This window comes from Prevotella veroralis DSM 19559 = JCM 6290 (assembly GCF_000377625.1).
In the GTDB taxonomy this organism is placed as follows: domain Bacteria; phylum Bacteroidota; class Bacteroidia; order Bacteroidales; family Bacteroidaceae; genus Prevotella; species Prevotella veroralis.
Window position 1 is genome coordinate 99,313 of the sequence record NZ_KB898333.1, and the last position, 13,368, is coordinate 112,680.

Below are 13,368 nucleotides of genomic sequence, written 5' to 3' on the forward strand. Positions count from 1 at the left end.
CCTTAATTGTTTCGGCTCAAAGGAACAAGTGCAGAACGAACAAGCCTCTCAACACATACTTGATAACGGAAAAGATAAATTTATACCATTTCAGTTTCATACACGTCTGCTGGTAGACTGACATTTTCTTACCCGGCTTCGAGCCCTTTTCTTCTTTATCTTTATCATAGCAGATAAATATACCCTGCCACGAAATTGACAAACGTAATTTATACATAAGCATAAATTTTTGCTTGTATCTTCATGGCTCAGAGGCTCTCGAAAAACACAAAAGTTAATATTAGAAAAACATCTTAGTACTGGCTCAAAGTGGCTCGACCTAAAATTCGATGCAAAGATACAACATTTTAGAGAGAAGGCAAAATATCTATCGTTTATTTTACTACTTGAAAGCACATTTTTACAAACACCTATCAGAATACCATTTAACCCAAATCGGTCATTAGAAAATTTGAAGTCGTGGTCGTGTTTGTAAATCATTGAAAACAAATTGTTTATGCAATGTGTTTTCTAATGGCAGTCATTAGAAAACGACGAAATGACGTGGAAAAATAGCCTAATGACCGATTGGGGGCTAATCAAAGCAAGGTAAACTCCACTTGCCTTTGCTTTACCAATCTTCGCATTATTTTACCCCTTGTATTTGAAAAGATGCTGCAAGATTCTTGTAAAGAATTTGTTACTTTGCTTCTATCTTGTATAGTAGCAGATTTTTAGGATTCTTTCCATTATTCAATATACACACCATGCCTGACTTTATATGACAGCAAAGCATCTTTCTCATTTTTCTTGAAAACAAAAATCACTATTTTTGGCGATTGCAGGGACAAAGCGAATGTCATACTTTTGCAAAAGTAGTGCCAGTGAGCGCAAAGAAAGCTCGCTTTCAATTTGCCGAGCGCAGCCTATCTTTTGCAAAATAAGAAGATAACATCTATTAAAAAGAAAAACAATGGGACACAAGCAGAGCAATTCCTACAAGAGAATGATGGAGCATTACGACGACGTGCTGACCGGACGAAAGTGGTGGTCGAGGATGTATATGCGACTGGTATGGAAAGAAGATGGTAATCTCTTGGCTCGGAAGGTGCTTGATTTCATACCGGACGATTTCCACGGACGACTGCTTGACGTACCCGTCGGTACTGCCATTTTCACCGCCGGAAAGTATCGCCGAATGAAGGCAGCCGAGATAGTAGGCTTGGACTATTCTGAGGAAATGATAGCCATTGCGACTCTGCGGAAGGAGACTGAGGATATAGACAACCTGTCTTTGGTACAAGGCGATGTCGGAGAGCTGCCTTATACAGACGAGAGCTTCGATTATGTGCTGTCCATGAACGGTTTTCAGGCTTTCCCTGACAAAGACAAAGCCTTTGCCGAAATCTTCCGCGTGTTGAAACCCGGAGGTTGTTTTTGTGGCTGCTTTTATGTCAGGGACGAACGCCGATTAGGAGACTTCCTTGTTAAGAAAGTCTTGGAAAGAAAGGGATTCTTCCATCCTCCATACGACACTTTTGCTGAAGCTGATAGCCGGCTTAGGAGTATGTATGGCGATGACGTACAGACAGAGAAAATGGAATCCGTCTGCTTGTTTCGCTGCGTGAAGCCGCAAAAAGCATCATCGAAAAAGAACAATAACCCCAAAACATAAGATTATGAGCGTAACTACTATCATCGACGAAGAAAACATCACCCTTGTACAAGGTGTTAATGGGATTCTATTGCATAAGGAAGGGTGGATGAAAGAGAAAAAGGAAAGGAAAGAAAAGACTAAACAATCATTGTTCCATTGGTGTTAGTTGTTTCATCCCTCCACCTATTACAGTCGTTTCAATCTTCATTGTGAAGAAGGAAGAAAAACAACAAGAAAACGCCCCTTGCGAGCATTAAAATGTCGCAAGAGGTGTATTTGATAATCAGGGTATATAAAACAGTGCAAACTCCACTTTACGCCGTTTGACAAGTCCACGCAGGACTTTGCCTTTGTGTCGGCAGAAAGAGACAAATTCACGGTAGAAATTCCTGTCGCCCGACTCTATCTTTCGTATTAGCCGGCTTTTGGGATGGTTGCCGTAACCGAGCAAACGACCTACGCCCACATTGTAGGCAAGCAAGGTAAGCAGTAGTGCATCCTTACCATAGCCCTTGAAATGTTCAAAGCATTTCCAAAGGTCAGCACGCAGGAGAGAGTCCGCCTGCCATTCCGTCATTGCTGCCGTGAAGTGCTCACCCGGCAATAGCTGATGACCATACCCGACATAAGGATAATCCTTCCTGCCGTGCAGACCCTCAAAATACTTGATACAGACCACTGCACGCTCAAAAGGTGGCAAGTCGGCCAGCCGCACCCTGCGCTGGGCAAGGGTCGGCTGACAGAACAGGCAGAATACACAAAGTAAAATGAAAGAATTTATCGTTCGCATCAATTATGTCCTTAGTGGCGAGAAGATGTGGGCTTTTCCTTGCTCTCTTCCCGCTCATTGTTGAAACTAAAGGTCAGCTGCTGAACCCTGCCGAAACTATCCTCCACGTATACATCAATTGTCTGGCGGTCAGATGACAGAGAAGTGTAATATAAGCGAAACACATCCTTGGTCAGTGGATAGCGGTCGTTAGGCTTGAAGACAGTACCATTGTCATTTCTTAGCAAGCCCTTGCCATCAGACTGGAAATAACGTATCGTATAGCGAGTGTCAGCAAACTCACCGCCTCGTTTGAGCGTGCAGCGTATCTCAGCCGTCTGTCCCCTTATGATGTCCTTCTGAACCGGCATTGTCTCCACTGTAAACGGATAAGACTGCTGAACATCCAAATCCCTATCACAAGCAGATAGGCAAAACACGGCAAGGGTCAGCACACCCATTACCCAAATCGTATTCAATATCTTCTTCATCTTTTCTTCTACTTAAAAGTTAAACCTTAGTCCTGCTGAAACAGCCGGACGAAAACGATGCACATCCGTTCCAAAGAGGAAACATCCCTGCGCCTTTACAAGAAAGAGAACCCTGTCCGTTAGGAACACTTCCACCGAGCCATGCACGGCACCACCATAGACAAAGCGGGAGCGGTCGAGCAGCGTCGCCCCATCGGGCAGCAACTTCTTATCCCTATTTAGTTCTTCATAACCACACAGGGCAGAAACACCCACGTAAACCAACACATTCTTTCCCCTATCTGCAAGGACGGGCTGCATATAGCCCAAGTGCAGCAATATGTCTTTCATCGGGATATTGTAACTGCGATAAGACATATTCTGTTGTTCATATTCCAAAGACGCAAAGGTGTAGTTCTCCCTTTTGAGATAACGGGTAAGCGATATGCCTACACCGAAATTATCACCTGCAAAGAGTTTCTCTCCCTTGATAAGGGGAACACTGCCCAGGACTTCAATCCCACGTTGTTTTGGAATAAGCCGCTGTGCATGCGATGGCAAGCTAAAGAGCATTGCCACCGCCACACAAACTATCACTGTAATATGATGTTTCATCTTTACCATTTGAGTTTAAGGTTATCAATCTTCTTTGCCAACTGCAGGTCTTCTGCCGTTACATAAAAGGTCAGCGTACGACCGCCATTTCTCTCATAGAGCGTCACTTCAAGCTGCTTGTCTTCTGCAAGAGAAAACTGCTCGAGTGCAAACACAGTGTGTTCACTACCCATGCCACGCACCTGCATCACCTGATGATAGGCGCGAAGCGGCTGCAACACCTGCTCTTGTATGGCAGTGCGCTTTGCCATCTTCTTATCAACCACCTTGAATGTGATAAAATCCACCGAGTACGGCATGTTTGTGTCGTTTTCCATACAAGTGTGGAAATACAGCAAGCCGTTATGGGCATACAAGCCACGAAGCAGAAACTTCATGCCAAACTGCTGTGCACCGATGTGCTTAATGCAGCGTCTGTCATTCTGATAGATAGTTTGCATCATCAGTTTTACTAATACAGGTGACTCGTTACCGAGTTCCTTAAAGTAAATGTCAGAGCGATTGCTTGGCAATCGTCCGTCTGTTGGTGACAGAAAGTCCTTCATCTCTATGCTGAGCTTCTCCGGCTCATCGGCATATTTTACGTTAAAGGCGTAAAAAGAGCCGTCCTCACAGATGACACTCATATTGGTTTCCGTCTCAAAGTCCTTCACTGAAGCCTTTACACGCAGTACGTTCTCTGCATCCTCCGCTTTTCCTGCGATGATATTCTGTGAACCTAAGTCTACATAGCGAATGGCAGAAGGAAAGATAAGATGCACGGTCTTGTCAAAGGTAACGTCCAGACCATACGGCAGTACGACACGCCCCGTTGGTATGGCACGGCTCATACCTTGAAAGAGCTCTCCCGAAGTAAGCGGACGGCTTGATACCAGACCATCATTGTTTTCCTGTGCTGTGGCTGTTGCTCCCATCATGGCAAGCATAGCCATTGATAAAATAATTTTCTTCATTGTTCCTTTTGATTTGATGTTATTTTTACTTATCATTTTCGATTGTTTTATTTGGACTGAACCAAGAAAAGACGATAACCACCCCTGAGCGTTACCTTGATGGTGCGCAGCTTCTTCTGAAGCAGCTGACTTGCACCCTGCATCACCCCACGGGCAGCCTCGGAGATAATCTGGTCCTTGGCAGAAGAAGCGAAGGTAAAGGATGTTCCCATTGAACCACCGATGTTCGCCCCGACTTCCTTAAGCGCATTGACGTCCTCCGAACCTGGTATATACACGCCCTCTTGTCCGTCTGTATCGTATGCCGAGAGCTTGACAGCTATGATATGGCCGTCCACCTCTATACTTTTGATAAGCAGGTGCATACGGTTGCCCTCAATCTTAGCGACGGCTATCAGTCGGCTTTGTCGTGGAATGTGCAGTCCCTGTACCTTGGCACTTTCAAGCAGACGGAGCACGACATTATCGCCCTCTTTGAGCGTCGTTGTCCTGTCCACCACCACTTTGAGTGTGTTGCGCATCGTGGGTGCAGCCGCACTTGCGAGCGAATGGAAGCCCAAGTTGCGTGCTTTCGTGCCATACTCCTTGATGAAGTCAGCGTCGCTCATCGGCTGCCCCAGTGAGGACACTACCTGTTTGCGTTCCGCCAAGATTTCCATTGCAGGCAAGTCGGCCGAACCTCCGCTTATATTACTGCCCATACTCTGACCTTTGTTCGTTGACGTTTGCCCTTTACCCTCGGTAAAGTCATTACCCAAAGATGGTGGAACGGCAGAAGCCTTGGGAAGATACCTCGCTGCCATCTGATAGCTCTTTTCCATCAAGGCAAGCTGCCGTTTTTCTTCATTGTCCTCCTTGCTGTCTTTGGCAGAGAGTCCCTTTCTAAGGTTATCTATCTCCGAACGCAGGGCTTCACGCTCCTGCTCGTGCGGGTCGGGAGCGTAAAAGGAGTTCAAGAGGCGATTGTTCTCCTCATAGCGATGCATGGAGCTTTCTATCTTTGCCGTAGAAGCAGCTGTCTCTGCACGCTGCGCTTCTGATGGAGCAGTGTTCTGGGTGAAATAGTCCGATAGTCTGCCCATCTCCTCACGGGTCTGTTCCTCCTCGTGTGCCTTGTCGCCTAATTCGTAGGCTTTGAGCTTGTTTTCGGTGAGCTTTTCCGTCGTTGCCTGCGGGATGCTGTCATTGAGTCCCTGCTCCGCTGCAGTCTTATCCTTGCCCGAAGGCGCGAAGATAAACCACATCGAGAGGGCAAACAGCAGTCCCAGACCTCCGAAGACCAAGCCTTTCTTCATTTGTTCTTTCTGTTTATTATCCATTTTCTTTGATTGTTTGATGATGTTGTAGGTAAAAATTGCCGTGTAACTCATGTAAAGTACTGTCCGTCCGTATCGGACTGTCCGTCAGCTTTCCTGTGGGGATGGGTAGTTTCTCCTTCTTTGGAGGAAGGAAGAACTGCGCTATCATCCAAAGCGAGCAAAGCAGATAGATGAAACTCAGCCCATAGACGATTTCCTTTCTCTGCCTTATCGTGAGCCTTTCACACCGATGGCGGAGCCATAGGTGAAAGCGCAGATAGTGACGTGAGAGTAAAAAGTTTCTTTTTCTTGCCATAACCTTATCGTTTATAAGTCTGTATGTCCCTGTTCTCCTTCACAAGGAAGTTCTCCATCAGGAAGCCCTGCGGATTGTTGTCCGAGCGGACGGAGTTCTGCAGCGTGCAGGTCGTAACAAGACTGCGCTCTGTAACATTACTCTGACGGACGATAAACTCCCTTGCATAGGTCGTTACCGCATAAGGGTAAGTATTAAAGTTGCAGTGGATAGAGTCCACCTCTATGCGCTGATTGACATTACCCGATATGGCACGGTTATAATAGCCCTTCTCTGCCAAGTCTTTGTAATAGTTGAAAGCCGACTTGTCACACAGCACGAAAGCACGTTCCATATTCTTCTCGATGGCATCCTTGTCAGGCGCAATGGTAAAGAACAGCTCATGGAAGCGACGTACATGTTCCCTTGCCTCTACGGGACGGTTACGACTTGCATCCTGACTGAGAGCCAGCATGAGCGACTTTCCCTGGTCAAGCACATAGATTTTCTCCCGCTGCTCCTTGGCGAAGCTGTACGAGGCATAGAGGGCATAACCACTTACTGCCACGCAGACGATGGCAAAGACAATGGCGTAGAGCCTTATCTGTTTGAATGAGGTCTCGATATTTCTGAGTGATTTGAATTCCATTTCTTTATCATTTAAGTTATTGTTCTATCTCTAAATTCTCACGTCTAATCTCTATTTTCCTTTGAGCAATGCACCCTTGATACGTCCGATGGCATTGCCCGCAACGGCACCTGCTCCGCCTGCCAAATATTTACCGCCCGTGTATGCACCCTGTGCGCCACGTTGTGCGGTCTGATTGACATTCCGCCCGTAAGAGCCGATACCGCCTCCGGCTTCGATAATCCAGCCTGCCACGGTAGGTACACAGAAGTAGCCTACAATACCGATAAGGAAGAAGACGATGTAGTACCACGTCCCCGAATCAGGCAGGTAGTTAGGGTCGCTGAGCGCTTCTATATCCTTCTGTACCATCAGCACCTGTATTTTTGTAAGCAGTGCCGTAAGAATAGAGCTGACAGGCAGCCACAGGTATACAGAGATATAGCGTGAGAACCATGCTGTGAGCGAACCCGACAACCCGTCCCATACGGCAATGCCGAAGACTATCGGACCGAGAATGGCAAGAACGATGAGTATGAAGGTGCGCAGTGTGTCGATGATAAGCCCTGCAGCATGGAATAGGAGTTCTAAAAGGTCGTGTACCATCTTCATAATCCATTGCTTGGTCTGATAGGCAGCACGCTCGGCATACATACCCGCTATCGTCACGGCATCTTCAGGTCCGATGATGCCCATCTCCTCTATCTTTTGGTCGAACTTCTCGTTGGATACCAAGTAGGCTGTTTCGGGATTGCGCAGGTAGGCTTCCTCCTGCAGACGGTTACGTTTGGCGGTAAGCTCCGCCAAGTTGGTCTCCTGTTGGTGCACCATGCTTTCCGTTCCCTGCACTACGGGCGAGAGAACGGCATTCATCGTACCCAGTACGACTGTCGGGAAGAACATGATGCAGAAACCCAAGACAAAGGGACGGAGAAGGGGAAAGACGTCTATCGCCTCGGCACGGGCTATGGAAGCCCATACCCGAAGGGCTATATAAAAGAGTGCACCCAAGCCTGCAATACCCTTGGCAATGCCTGTCATCTGGGCGCAGAGCGGCATCATCTCTTCATAGGTTGAGTGGAGCAGCTCGTGTAAACTGGCAAAATCCATAAGCAAGTGTGTTTAGATGTATGAATAACCAATAACTTAATTACCAATACCTGCTTGCCGTATTGCCGTAGAGCGCCTTGACAGAGGCAAGGTTGTTCTTTTCCCTTGCACGCACATAGCTCACGGAGATGTTTTTCCTTGTGTAGTACGACACAAGTGAGCGGTTTTCCCTCAGCGTGGTATAAATACGATCGATTGCCTGCATACGCTCGTGGTCGTTCATCGAGAGAACACCCGACTTGACGATGGACTTGAGTTCCTTGAGACTCTCACCGCTCTGCTCCAGAAGCTTGGCATAGCCCGAAGCCATTGCAGCAAGTTCTGAAGGGCGGAAGTTCTTGTCCGAGAGCATTTTCTTATACGAGGTGACGTAAATCTCCGAGATGTCGCCCACCATCAGGATGCACTCCTTGACCTTGTAGGCATCTCCTATAAGGTTATTCACCTTCTTCAGGGCATCATAATACTTCTTGGTGTCGTTGTAGAGTTTCTCCACCTCCTTGAATCCGTCAAGGGTGTTCTTCACCGTCTTGGAGGCGGTGGCAATCTCCTTGACCGAATTGACGATGTTGCCGGCAAAATTGCCAGGGTCGGTTACTACCCACTGTGCGTGGGCTTTGGGAACAGAAAGGCTCAATCCTAAGAGAGCCATGAAAATGTACTTTTTCATTGTTACTATAGTTTTGATGGTTTGTACTTATTTCTTTTTATTGTTTCTTTTCTCTATGGCAAGCTGACGAATAGCCGTTTCGATATCACCACCGAGCTGTGCCGCCCTGTTCATCACCTCCACCTTCTCGGTTTCCTCCGTGGTGTAGGTCAGATATTCCTCCATGCTCACTTCCGTAGCATAGACAGCACTCTGCATACCGCCCAGACCTATCCACACCTCCTTGTAGAGTCGGTTCGGATCATTGTTCTGGTTGATGGAGAGAATCTGGCTCTTTTCCTTTTCCGAAAGACCGAGCATCGCCTGTATGCCGTCGAACTTGGTCATGTACTTGCGCTGGTCGAGCAGTATCTTGCAGTCGGAGTTGTTGATGATGCTCTCCTTGACAATAGGCGACTGGATGATATCGTCCACCTCCTGCGTTACGACAATGGCTTCTCCGAAATACTTTCTCACCGTCTTATACAAATACTTGATGTAATCTGCCATGTTTGCCGAAGCAATGGCCTTCCACGCTTCCTCAATAAGTATCATCTTGCGGATACCCTTTAATCGGCGCATCTTGTTGATAAAAGCCTCCATAATGATAATCGTTACCACAGGAAAGAGATCCTTGTTATCCTTCACTTGGTCAATCTCAAAGACGATGAAGCGTTTAGAGAGCAGGTCGATATTCTTGTCCGAGTTCAGCAGGAAATCATATCGACCGCCTTTATAGTATTGCTTCAATGTCGTAAAAAGATTATTGATATTGAAGTCCGAAAGCGTTACCTTGATATCACGCTTTTCCATATCCTTGCGGTACACGTCCCGCAGATACTCATAGAAAGTATTAAAACAGGGCGTAACGCTATGGTCAGCACATATCAGCTCGATATAGGAGTTTACGGCTGAACCAAGTTCGCCAGCTTCGGTCTTAGTAATATGCTCATCAGCACTCTTCCAAAGCGTAAGCAATAACGTACAGATACTCTCCCTTTTCTCTACATCAAAGAAGTAATCATCCGTATAGAAAGGGTTGAAAGATATCGGACTTTCATTGGTATAGGTGAAATACACACCATCCTCGCCCTTAGTCTTGCGGTGGATAAGTTCACACAAGCCTTGATATGAGTTACCCGTATCGACCAAGAGGACGTGCGCCCCCTGCTCGTAATACTGACGTACCATGTGATTGGTGAAAAAACACTTACCACTGCCCGAAGGACCCAAGATAAACTTGTTACGGTTGGTGATGACTCCCTTTTTCATCGGCAAATCAGATATATCCAAGTGGACAGGCTTCCCCGAAAGGCGGTCTGCCATCTTGATGCCAAAGGGAGAGAGCGAGTCCTTATAGTTCGTCTCTGCCGTAAAGAAGCAGAGGGCAGGCTCAATGAAAGTATAGAATGACTCTTCTGCTGGAAAGTCTGCCGCATTGCCGGGAATACCCGCCCAGTAGAGCGTTGCCGCATCAATGGTATTGTGACGAGGGTGGCATTCCATAAGAGCAAGTGCAGAGCCTACGTCATTCTTGATTTGGCGAAGTTCTTCCTTATCGCTGCTCCATGCCAGCACGTTAAAATGGGCACGGATAGAGGTCAGTCCCTGCGAATGAGCAATATTGAGATACTCCTGTATCCATTCCTCGTTGATTTGGTTGCTACGGCTGTAGCGTGCCAGCGAGTGCATATTCCTTGCCTGCTTCTCGAAGCGTTCAAGATTGGCGTCGCTGTCTTCGATGAAGAGATACTGGTTATAGATATGATTGCAGGGCAACATCAGCCCCACGGGAGAGGCAAAGGAAAGACGGCAGTCACTTCGGTCGGTCGACAATCGCTCATATCGGCTGTCCGTGCTGACCGTTGTAGGCAGGTCGTCCGTATCGGAAAGCGTATGCAGACAAAGCATATTGTCGCCCACACGCACAAGGTCAACACCCAAGCGAATATCCTCCAACGAGGCGTGTCCTTCTTCCGAGAGGGAGAAATAACGGTCCAAGAGACCGCCTTTTTCCTTTGTACCAATCAATTCATCTTCAGTCATACGAACAATCCTTATCTGCTCGGTATCGTTGATGATGCGTTCAAACTGGTCTACAGCTTCCATGAACTTCATCACTTCGTCCTTGTTGGTGATTTCCTTGGGAATGAGGTGTCCACGGCAGAGCGAGGAAAAATTGCTCTGTTGTGCCATACGCTGCTTGTTGGTCTTGGTCAGGAATAAGTAAACGCTGTGGTGCAGGTACGGACGTTCGTTGAAATGCCGTTCAGAGGAACGGGCAAGGAAGCTCAGTCCGCCATCGGAGAGCTTTTCTTGATAGTCCTCCCTGATGAACCAGTCCTGCTTATGTACGATGCTGTAATTGGGTAGCACCTTGATTGCCTTATGCCAGGCTGAGTGCATTGCTTCGTATTCTGTAGAAGTGACGGTGAAGAGTTCGGGCAGCTCCACACGGAAAGCCACCGTGATGTCAGCATCTTTGCTCACCATGCAACCCTGCTCTATGGAGAGCAGTGGAAACTTAGACTCCAAGGTGGTTATCTTGCTTTTATTTCTCATTGCTTCGCTTTCTTTGATTGAAGGTTACAGATAAGGTGGCAGACCGTACGGCGGTTTACAAGGTAGCGTGGGTGCATACGTATTGCTCCTTTTTTCATCAGCCCATATTGCCCATACTTTCTATTCATGGTGAACGTTTGCCATACCACAAGGCTGGCACCCACTACACCTATGACAAGACAGGTAATTTGGCTGACTCCACAGAGATAGAGCACGACAACGAGAATGAAGACAGCCAGCAAGCCTCCTGCAAAGAGGAAGAGGTACTGCGCCTTCAAGCCCTTGAACTCTACCGTCCGGCCTACACCCTTGTTGATTTCAAATGCTGCCATCGCCTTACAGGAAGAAACTTCTCAAGATTGTAGCAGCCACAATGAGGAAGATACACGCACCGAACCAAGAAGCTGCGGTCTTGCTCGTGTCGGGGTCACCACTTGAGAACTTGTTATAGACTTTTATTCCTCCAATCAGACCTACTACGGCTCCGATAGCATAGATAAGCTTTGTACCTGGATCGAAGTAGGAGGTTACCATCTTTGTGGCTTCATTGATACCCGCCATGCCGTTGCCCTGTGCGTATGCTCCTGTGGCAGTGGCGGCTATCAGGAGCAGCATTGTGATTTTCTTTTTGTTGTTCATTGTTCTTTTTATTTTAAGTTGTTAAATGAATTGTTTTCTTTTGGATAGAGGTGGTAAGGGGCGGCTCGGTTTTATTGTATGACTGATATTGGTTGATTGTTTTACTTTTGAGCCACCCCCTGCATTCCTCCGAAATATGAAAATCAAGAAACCATTTTTACAGATAATAGGACAGCGGTCTGTCGTCAGCATCGCCCACTGCTGTGTCAGATATGCCAGAAACAGGAGGTGTTGAGTTTTGTGATGATGGCATTGCTGGTTGAGCATTCTGTTCTTCCTTTTCTTCCGCCTTACGGATTTTCTCCAATAGCGAGGCTTGTTCACCCAGCATCTTGGCGATGTTTTCTTTGTACTTATCCAACAGGTCTGAGTCTTGAAGCTGCAGAACGGTCTCTTTGACTTCTCCCTCATCAGCCTCCTCACTGTTCTTTGCCCACTTTTGCAGGCGGACTAAGTCACGTGCGAGGACGGACTGCTCCGAAATTTCGGCTTCGCCCGATGTGGACTCGATGGGCAGGCTTAATTCCTCACGGGCGACCTCATTCTCGTCCACTCTCTCCATCTCGAAATCAACGTCCATTTCGTTGTCCTCTTTCATTTCTTCCTCCTTTTCGGAGTTCTGCGGTGCAAAATTATTATTATTCTGCTCCGAATTTTCAGATGATGAAACAGAGGGAATTTGTGGGATAATCGGGGAAGTGGAACGGCTTTTTCCAATCAGTACAAACTCGGCTTGCTCTATTGTTCCTTTTCCTTTCTGTCCGTCTTTTTTCTTCGTTGCTTCTTTCTTCTTGATATCTTCATCGCTCTTTCCGTTTTTCTTGATAATGAAGTCATACGGAGATACATACCGCATATAGAAATACAGGATACCAAGCATCATCCAAATGATGATGAGTACCAGTATAAAACTGAAAAGTATTGTTTCCATCATAGTGTTATTGTTGTTTTACGTCTTTGCTTTGCTGCTGCATTATTGAGAAGTTCCTGATGTTCCCGCAGATGCTCCCGGAGGATATTATCAATATAGGAAGCAATAGATCCCCTTTCTCCTAAGTCTTGTAGCACATTGCGCAGGTTCTGTAATGTCTCCAAATTGATGGAGAAAGCCGTCCGCATTTGCGAACGTACGGGATGAAAGTATAGGGAACGGTATTCCTCTATGGAAAGGGACGACCTGCCAGACTTTTCTATTCTCGGTTTTCTTTCTCTTTTCGGTTCCGTGTTCCCGATTTCCTCTCCTCCAGTTTCGTCTGTTCGTTCTTCTTTTGCCGTCTTCATTTCTTCCGAACTTTTGTCTTCCTCTCGTGATGTTGCGAGGGAAGGCTCGGTGTCCTCGGATGGATCGAAGGGGTTGGGAACCGTGACAGGTTTCACCACGACATTGTCCTCTGCCATTTTCTTCAGCTTCTTTTCCAGTTGCTGTTTTCTTTCCTCAATCGTTGCCATTTTCTGTTTTCGTTTTTAGTTTGAGACGTTGAATTATCTCGGAGACGAGTTCATCCAGCCCCGTACCCGTTCGCAGTCCCTTTGCAGGAGGCTGATAGGTGGAACGGAACACACCACGCAGCCCGTATGTGGAGAGTTCGTGGGAGAAGCGGTGCGTGGCATATACATAGCCGGGCAGGAGCGTGAGCTCATGTCCTTGGATGAGCTTCGTGTATTCGTCAATGATGACGTTCCTCACCCTTCTGTCCACCTTGTTCCAGAACAGGATAATGTCCTTTATCCGTGAGTCGGACAT

17 protein-coding genes and 1 pseudogene are annotated in these 13,368 nt (G+C 47.0%); 2 read left to right on the forward strand and 16 right to left on the reverse strand.

Annotated elements, in window-relative coordinates; translation table 11 throughout:
* Window positions 1-16: 16 nt before the first annotated feature.
* A complete protein-coding gene (locus tag D464_RS0109025; RefSeq protein WP_018911113.1) occupies window positions 17-217 on the reverse strand; it encodes a hypothetical protein in 201 nt (66 codons plus the stop codon).
* Window positions 218-952: 735 nt separating this feature from the next.
* Between D464_RS0109025 and D464_RS0109030 the strand changes: the two genes are divergently transcribed.
* On the forward strand, window positions 953-1,654 hold the full coding sequence (locus tag D464_RS0109030) for a class I SAM-dependent methyltransferase (RefSeq protein ID WP_018911115.1): 702 nt from the start codon (window positions 953-955) through the stop codon (window positions 1,652-1,654).
* Window positions 1,655-1,658: 4 nt separating this feature from the next.
* The gene (locus D464_RS13745) at window positions 1,659-1,802 is read left to right on the forward strand and encodes a hypothetical protein (protein WP_004374631.1); all 144 of its coding nucleotides are present in this window, start codon (window positions 1,659-1,661) and stop codon (window positions 1,800-1,802) included.
* A 117-nt stretch (window positions 1,803-1,919) separates the two neighbouring features.
* Here D464_RS13745 and D464_RS0109040 read toward each other — a convergent pair whose 3' ends face one another.
* From D464_RS0109040 to D464_RS0109105, 15 genes and pseudogenes are all read right to left on the reverse strand, one after another.
* Window positions 1,920-2,426 (reverse strand): glycoside hydrolase family protein, encoded by a 507-nt coding sequence (locus D464_RS0109040; protein WP_018911116.1) that lies wholly within the window; start codon window positions 2,424-2,426, stop codon window positions 1,920-1,922.
* An 11-nt stretch (window positions 2,427-2,437) separates the two neighbouring features.
* Complete coding sequence (locus tag D464_RS0109045) at window positions 2,438-2,896, reverse strand: DUF3872 domain-containing protein (protein ID WP_018911117.1); 459 nt, start codon at window positions 2,894-2,896, stop codon at window positions 2,438-2,440.
* Between the two features lie 12 nt (window positions 2,897-2,908).
* Complete coding sequence (locus D464_RS0109050; RefSeq protein WP_018911118.1) at window positions 2,909-3,499, reverse strand: conjugal transfer protein TraO; 591 nt, start codon at window positions 3,497-3,499, stop codon at window positions 2,909-2,911.
* Window positions 3,493-4,443, reverse strand: a complete 951-nt coding sequence (gene traN, locus D464_RS0109055) for a conjugative transposon protein TraN (RefSeq protein WP_024985798.1) — start codon at window positions 4,441-4,443, stop codon at window positions 3,493-3,495. The genes D464_RS0109050 and traN overlap by 7 nt, the downstream gene beginning before the upstream one ends.
* Window positions 4,444-4,490: 47 nt before the next feature.
* Window positions 4,491-5,762 carry a conjugative transposon protein TraM gene (traM, locus tag D464_RS0109060; protein WP_018911120.1) on the reverse strand — a complete coding sequence of 424 codons (1,272 nt, stop codon included), beginning with the start codon at window positions 5,760-5,762 and terminating at the stop codon, window positions 4,491-4,493.
* Entirely contained in the window at window positions 5,755-6,057 is a 303-nt protein-coding gene (locus D464_RS12620) for a hypothetical protein (RefSeq protein WP_025068482.1), read from the reverse strand. The genes traM and D464_RS12620 overlap by 8 nt, the downstream gene beginning before the upstream one ends.
* A 4-nt stretch (window positions 6,058-6,061) precedes the next feature.
* Complete coding sequence (gene traK / locus D464_RS0109065) at window positions 6,062-6,685, reverse strand: conjugative transposon protein TraK (protein WP_018911122.1); 624 nt, start codon at window positions 6,683-6,685, stop codon at window positions 6,062-6,064.
* Window positions 6,686-6,736: 51 nt separating this feature from the next.
* Entirely contained in the window at window positions 6,737-7,774 is a 1,038-nt protein-coding gene (gene traJ / locus D464_RS0109070; protein WP_018911123.1) for a conjugative transposon protein TraJ, read from the reverse strand.
* Window positions 7,775-7,814: 40 nt separating this feature from the next.
* Window positions 7,815-8,444: a DUF4141 domain-containing protein gene (locus D464_RS0109075; protein WP_024985983.1), complete on the reverse strand. Its 630-nt coding sequence runs from the start codon at window positions 8,442-8,444 to the stop codon at window positions 7,815-7,817.
* 27 nt (window positions 8,445-8,471) lie between these two features.
* Window positions 8,472-10,985 (reverse strand): TraG family conjugative transposon ATPase, encoded by a 2,514-nt coding sequence (locus D464_RS0109080; protein ID WP_018911125.1) that lies wholly within the window; start codon window positions 10,983-10,985, stop codon window positions 8,472-8,474.
* On the reverse strand, window positions 10,982-11,317 hold the full coding sequence (locus D464_RS0109085) for a DUF4133 domain-containing protein (RefSeq protein WP_018911126.1): 336 nt from the start codon (window positions 11,315-11,317) through the stop codon (window positions 10,982-10,984). Before D464_RS0109085 ends, D464_RS0109080 begins: the two co-directional genes overlap by 4 nt.
* Window positions 11,318-11,321: 4 nt before the next feature.
* Window positions 11,322-11,624: a DUF4134 domain-containing protein gene (locus D464_RS0109090; RefSeq protein ID WP_004378854.1), complete on the reverse strand. Its 303-nt coding sequence runs from the start codon at window positions 11,622-11,624 to the stop codon at window positions 11,322-11,324.
* 157 nt (window positions 11,625-11,781) lie between these two features.
* On the reverse strand, window positions 11,782-12,558 hold the full coding sequence (locus D464_RS0109095; RefSeq protein ID WP_021584798.1) for a hypothetical protein: 777 nt from the start codon (window positions 12,556-12,558) through the stop codon (window positions 11,782-11,784).
* Window positions 12,555-13,073, reverse strand: coding sequence for a DUF3408 domain-containing protein (locus tag D464_RS0109100; RefSeq protein WP_018911128.1), 519 nt, complete (start codon window positions 13,071-13,073; stop codon window positions 12,555-12,557). The genes D464_RS0109095 and D464_RS0109100 overlap by 4 nt, the downstream gene beginning before the upstream one ends.
* A pseudogene (locus D464_RS0109105) lies at window positions 13,060-13,368 on the reverse strand (ParA family protein); the annotation flags it as partial. The pseudogene D464_RS0109105 and the gene D464_RS0109100, both read right to left, overlap by 14 nt.